The sequence below is a fragment of the Stygiolobus sp. RP850M genome (assembly GCF_037389295.1).
GTDB lineage: Archaea > Thermoproteota > Thermoprotei_A > Sulfolobales > Sulfolobaceae > Stygiolobus.
Window position 1 is genome coordinate 1 of record NZ_JBBHKU010000033.1, and the last position, 3,986, is coordinate 3,986.

Below are 3,986 nucleotides of genomic sequence, written 5' to 3' on the forward strand. Positions count from 1 at the left end.
GGTAACCCTGAAGCCTCTCTCTCCTCCAGAACGAAGAGTCCTCCAGTCCCAAGGCCTTCACGTCCCTGTGAAGCTTCTCGATCTCCCACCTCATCCTCCATGCCTCCTCGATCTCCTCCTCACTAAGCGAGAGATCGGTCGTGTAGAGGTACCTAACGTGTGTACCGGAGTCACCTTTATATTCTTGAACTAGCAATTTCACCGTAACCACTCGGTCTCCCAGGGTCAGGTCGGCGTAGTAGACGCCGGGGGGTAGGTCTCCCACTCGGAAGTGTCCCTCCACCTCCTCGAGGGTCCCCCGGGCCGACTCGACCCTGAGCTTGGTTGGACTTGAGCTCAGACACCACGTTGTCCTTCACGAGCTTCTCCGACCAGTACCACGAGTCGAAGACTACCTTGGACACGCGGAAGTACCCCTTGAGCACGTCCAACATCTCCTTGGCCAAGTCGATCTTGGTCTTGAACTCGGTGACCATCTCCAAATCCAACATCTTCCTCACGGCGTAGGGGAAGGCTCCTACCATGAATGTCCTGCCCGTGGAGAGGTCCACTATTGCGACCGTGAGGAGTTGTATACCCCTCTCGAATCTCCGGTGGGCGTGGCAGTAGATCCAGTAGTTTCCGTGGGGGCTCACGTCCTTCCCTCTGGAGTACTCCTTGTGGTCCACGGTGTCGTCTATGATTACTGCCACCTCACCCTTCACCAGCCCCGACAGGACCTTCAAGTAGTCCTTCCACGCGTCGTGGAGCTCTCCCAACGCCTCCAGCAGGTTTGCGTAGTCCAACCCGAACGTCTCAGCAGCATTCTTCACGCTGGCCCTACCACCTAGCAGGGTCATGAGGACTAGTGCTAACTCGACCTTCCTGCTCCTCCCGTTCCTCCTCACTATGCCTAGGATCTGGTTGACCGCCTTGACCAGCCTCTCCTTAGCTAACTCGATTTGTCCTTTTCCGTTCGGCATCTTTTCAGTGGGACGACGTCTAAAATTAAAAACTTCTCGCTAATACCGACTTCTTGGTATTACCTCCCTAAGATTCCCATAACTGCTGTATATTATTTATTGGGAATTTTTCAGTAACATATACTTCAACGTTATTCTCTAGCTCCAACCCTTACTTGTAGCCCTATCTACTACGGAATTAGCAGAGTTCATCATCCAGGCGTAAGCTTAGAACTTGAGCTTAGCGTCAACAGCCCGATGAGACTAGTCTATAAAGGCCTTTCGAGCTTGTGTTAGGGGTTCGAATTCCCGCAGCGGCACCTTAACTACATTTGCTAATAATTTCGGACAGTTTTCTTGATAAGAATAACTACCAAAAGAGTAAGAATTTTGTAACAATAATTAAAACAATCTGTGCGTTTAAGCCTTTATCTTTCCCCGAAACGATACTTATACGTCTCAATCTTACTCCTCAAATTGTCAACCAACATTCTAGTCTCAAAGCTTACACTCTTCCCCTCCATAGCCTCCTCAGCCCTTGCCAGATACTCCTTAGCCCTCAAGTACAAATCCTTGTTATCATAAGCTACAGCATTTTGCAAATACATCATGCCGAGCATGGCCAAGTATATAATTTCTCCGGAGAGTGGACAACCTATTGATGAAAAAGTGATTAAGAGGCATGAGAAAGCGTTAGAGTTTTCAGATAGGGAGTCAGAGAATTATGTTGCAGAGTTAGTTCTAGCTTCTTTTTCCTTATTCCAGGAGGTCTTATCCCACGCCTCATAAGATATCTGTCAAGATAAGTGGATAATATCGCACCTAATGCCGAAGATATTAGAGCGCTTAAGGTAGCGGATAATATGAAGCTATGCAAAAAGTTATAAATAATATCATAGGCTAAAATAAATACTTTAGCTGATGGTAATGCCGCAAGTAATAGGTTGCACAAGACATATTTAAAAGTTGATATCTCTTTTGTAGGACCAAAAATGATCTCTCAGCAATAATGATTACTACCCTTAAAATATCGACAATATAAATATATTTTACACTAACAAAGTTTTACTCAATATTTGCGAAAAAGACTACAATACCTAAGATAAGAAGTGACGCTAAGTTTAGAAGGACTGTAATCTCGGCGTAAGGAGTCAAGAACGTTCTGAAATATGAGGCAATAATTAACCCTATAGTATTACTTACAACTCCTTGAACGCTTCTTATTCCAGAGGCTACTATTCTATCCTTATTTCTAACTGAAGACATTGTATAAGCAGTGTTTGAAGTGGTAGCAATTCCAGAAGACGCACCCAGTAAAAATTCTCCCAGAATGACGTTGAAGAAAAGAGACAAGGAGGATAAGGCCATTGAGACAAAACCGAAAGACGCAACCCTTAACTTATACTTATCGTGAAGCTTACCAGCGTAAAATGAGACAAACGTAAAGGAAAGAGGGTAAAGGAGAACTAACGAGCCAATGATTAGGGCAGGTAAATGTAAGGAGTATAAATAAAATACAAAGAAAGCGGCTATCATATTCCTTGTAATTGAGTGTAAAAAGCCCGAAAGACTAGTTAAATAAAATACCTTACCTAACTTTATTTTCCACAAAGTCATAACTAGACCTACTAAGGATAGTAATAAGAACGGTGGGTAATATAGTCCTAAGATTATACCGTCAAATATTAGCGAAGTATAAATTATATTAATCCCTAATCCCGACTTTGCATGTACCTCGTTAAGGGATAGTATTAAGAACAGTGAGATAAAGGAAAGAACCGATGTTATCGCGAATAAGTATTTCCAATTAATTTCAGCAATTATTCCTCCAAGGGGTAAGCCAAAAACGTAACCCAGGCTAACTATAGTGTGATTTAACCCTATCATTTTCCCTCTCTCCTCATCTGAGCCTATAAGACTGGCGTAAGACAAAGACGTTAGAAGAACCATTGAAGCCCCAACACCCTGAAAAATCCTAAGAATGAGTATAAGTAAAAAAGAGTTAGAAAAAATTATGAGAAAGGACGATAAAGCCATTATCATTGTCCCTAATATTATGACCATTTTTACTCCAACTTTTTCGGCTAAAAGTGAAAATGGAATGGAAAGTAAGACCTCAGTGACGATATAAATTGACAATAAAGTTGAGGCTTTTACATATGTTATTGAAAAATCTTTAGCTATTAATGGAATGACCATCAATATCATTGTAGCCTCAAGTGAAGAGATAAACGAAGGTAATGAAGAGAAAAGGACTGATTTAGATAATTCATTCATCCTTACACTTCACCTCCAGGTTTTTACATATTTGTTCTAAAACCGATAATAGATTGTAATATACTCTCTCTTCTTTTACCAATTCTTTTTCCTTGTCGATAATTAATATATCTACACCCATTATTTCGAATTTTTTATTTTTAATTTCTAATCCGTATCTCTTGCCATTAAAAGTTGACCTCCCTATCCATTCGCCGAACCCTATGTTGTCATTCCATGCCACGTTAATTAATTCGAATTTGTAATCAGGAAATGTCTTAAAAAAACTTCTAGGTACTTTTTAAATTGTTCTTTCCCCTTAATTACTCTAGGATGCTCACCTGGGTGTATATAAACTAACTCGTCTGTGTAAAAACTTAACAAATATTCTATGTCGTGTGAATTCCATGCTTCTATGAAATCTTTTTCAAATTTTTGATAATTAAACATATTTCTTTACTATTTTAAGCTTATATAACACAAGTTAAAAATCTTGCTGGTAATAATCCTAGAAGATTTAATATGTTCACTATAAATTCACTTTATTTCTACAGCGGGATATAGAATAATTTAATGCGTTTTAATGAGTTATGCTAGTAGAGACGAGCAGAAGATAATACTAGCTACTACTTGACTCTATTTGGATTATCTTAGATGAAGTATTTTCATACGTCAGTATGGGAATCTCGTTTATTGCAAGATAAACTAAAACTTAGAATAAATTGAATTTAACTCAATTAATTTACAACAAAATATCATATATTTCGGGCTATTGTAGCTAATAAATAA

3 protein-coding genes and 2 pseudogenes are annotated in these 3,986 nt (G+C 39.8%); all 5 read right to left on the minus strand.

Translation table 11 applies throughout. The features are described from left to right. Positions 1 to 962: pseudogene (locus WIW52_RS03075) on the minus strand (transposase); the annotation flags it as partial. 407 nt (positions 963 to 1,369) lie between these two features. Continuing rightward, positions 1,370 to 1,935: pseudogene (locus tag WIW52_RS03080) on the minus strand (hypothetical protein). Positions 1,936 to 2,006: 71 nt separating this feature from the next. Continuing rightward, entirely contained in the window at positions 2,007 to 3,218 is a 1,212-nt protein-coding gene (locus WIW52_RS03085) for an MFS transporter (protein WP_337708545.1), read from the minus strand. After that, the gene (locus WIW52_RS03090; protein ID WP_012952957.1) at positions 3,211 to 3,441 is read right to left on the minus strand and encodes a hypothetical protein; all 231 of its coding nucleotides are present in this window, start codon (positions 3,439 to 3,441) and stop codon (positions 3,211 to 3,213) included. The genes WIW52_RS03085 and WIW52_RS03090 overlap by 8 nt, the downstream gene beginning before the upstream one ends. 5 nt (positions 3,442 to 3,446) lie before the next feature. Beyond that, positions 3,447 to 3,647, minus strand: a complete 201-nt coding sequence (locus WIW52_RS11260) for a YybH family protein (RefSeq protein WP_443295488.1) — start codon at positions 3,645 to 3,647, stop codon at positions 3,447 to 3,449. Positions 3,648 to 3,986: the final 339 nt, after the last annotated feature.

What these genes read in the sequence shown, in the direction of transcription:
- WIW52_RS03085 (WP_337708545.1), bottom strand. Translation starts at nt 3,218, where the DNA reads ATGAATGAATTATCTAAATCAGTCCTTTTCTCTTCATTACCTTCGTTT.
- WIW52_RS11260 (WP_443295488.1), bottom strand. Translation starts at nt 3,647, where the DNA reads ATGTTTAATTATCAAAAATTTGAAAAAGATTTCATAGAAGCATGGAAT.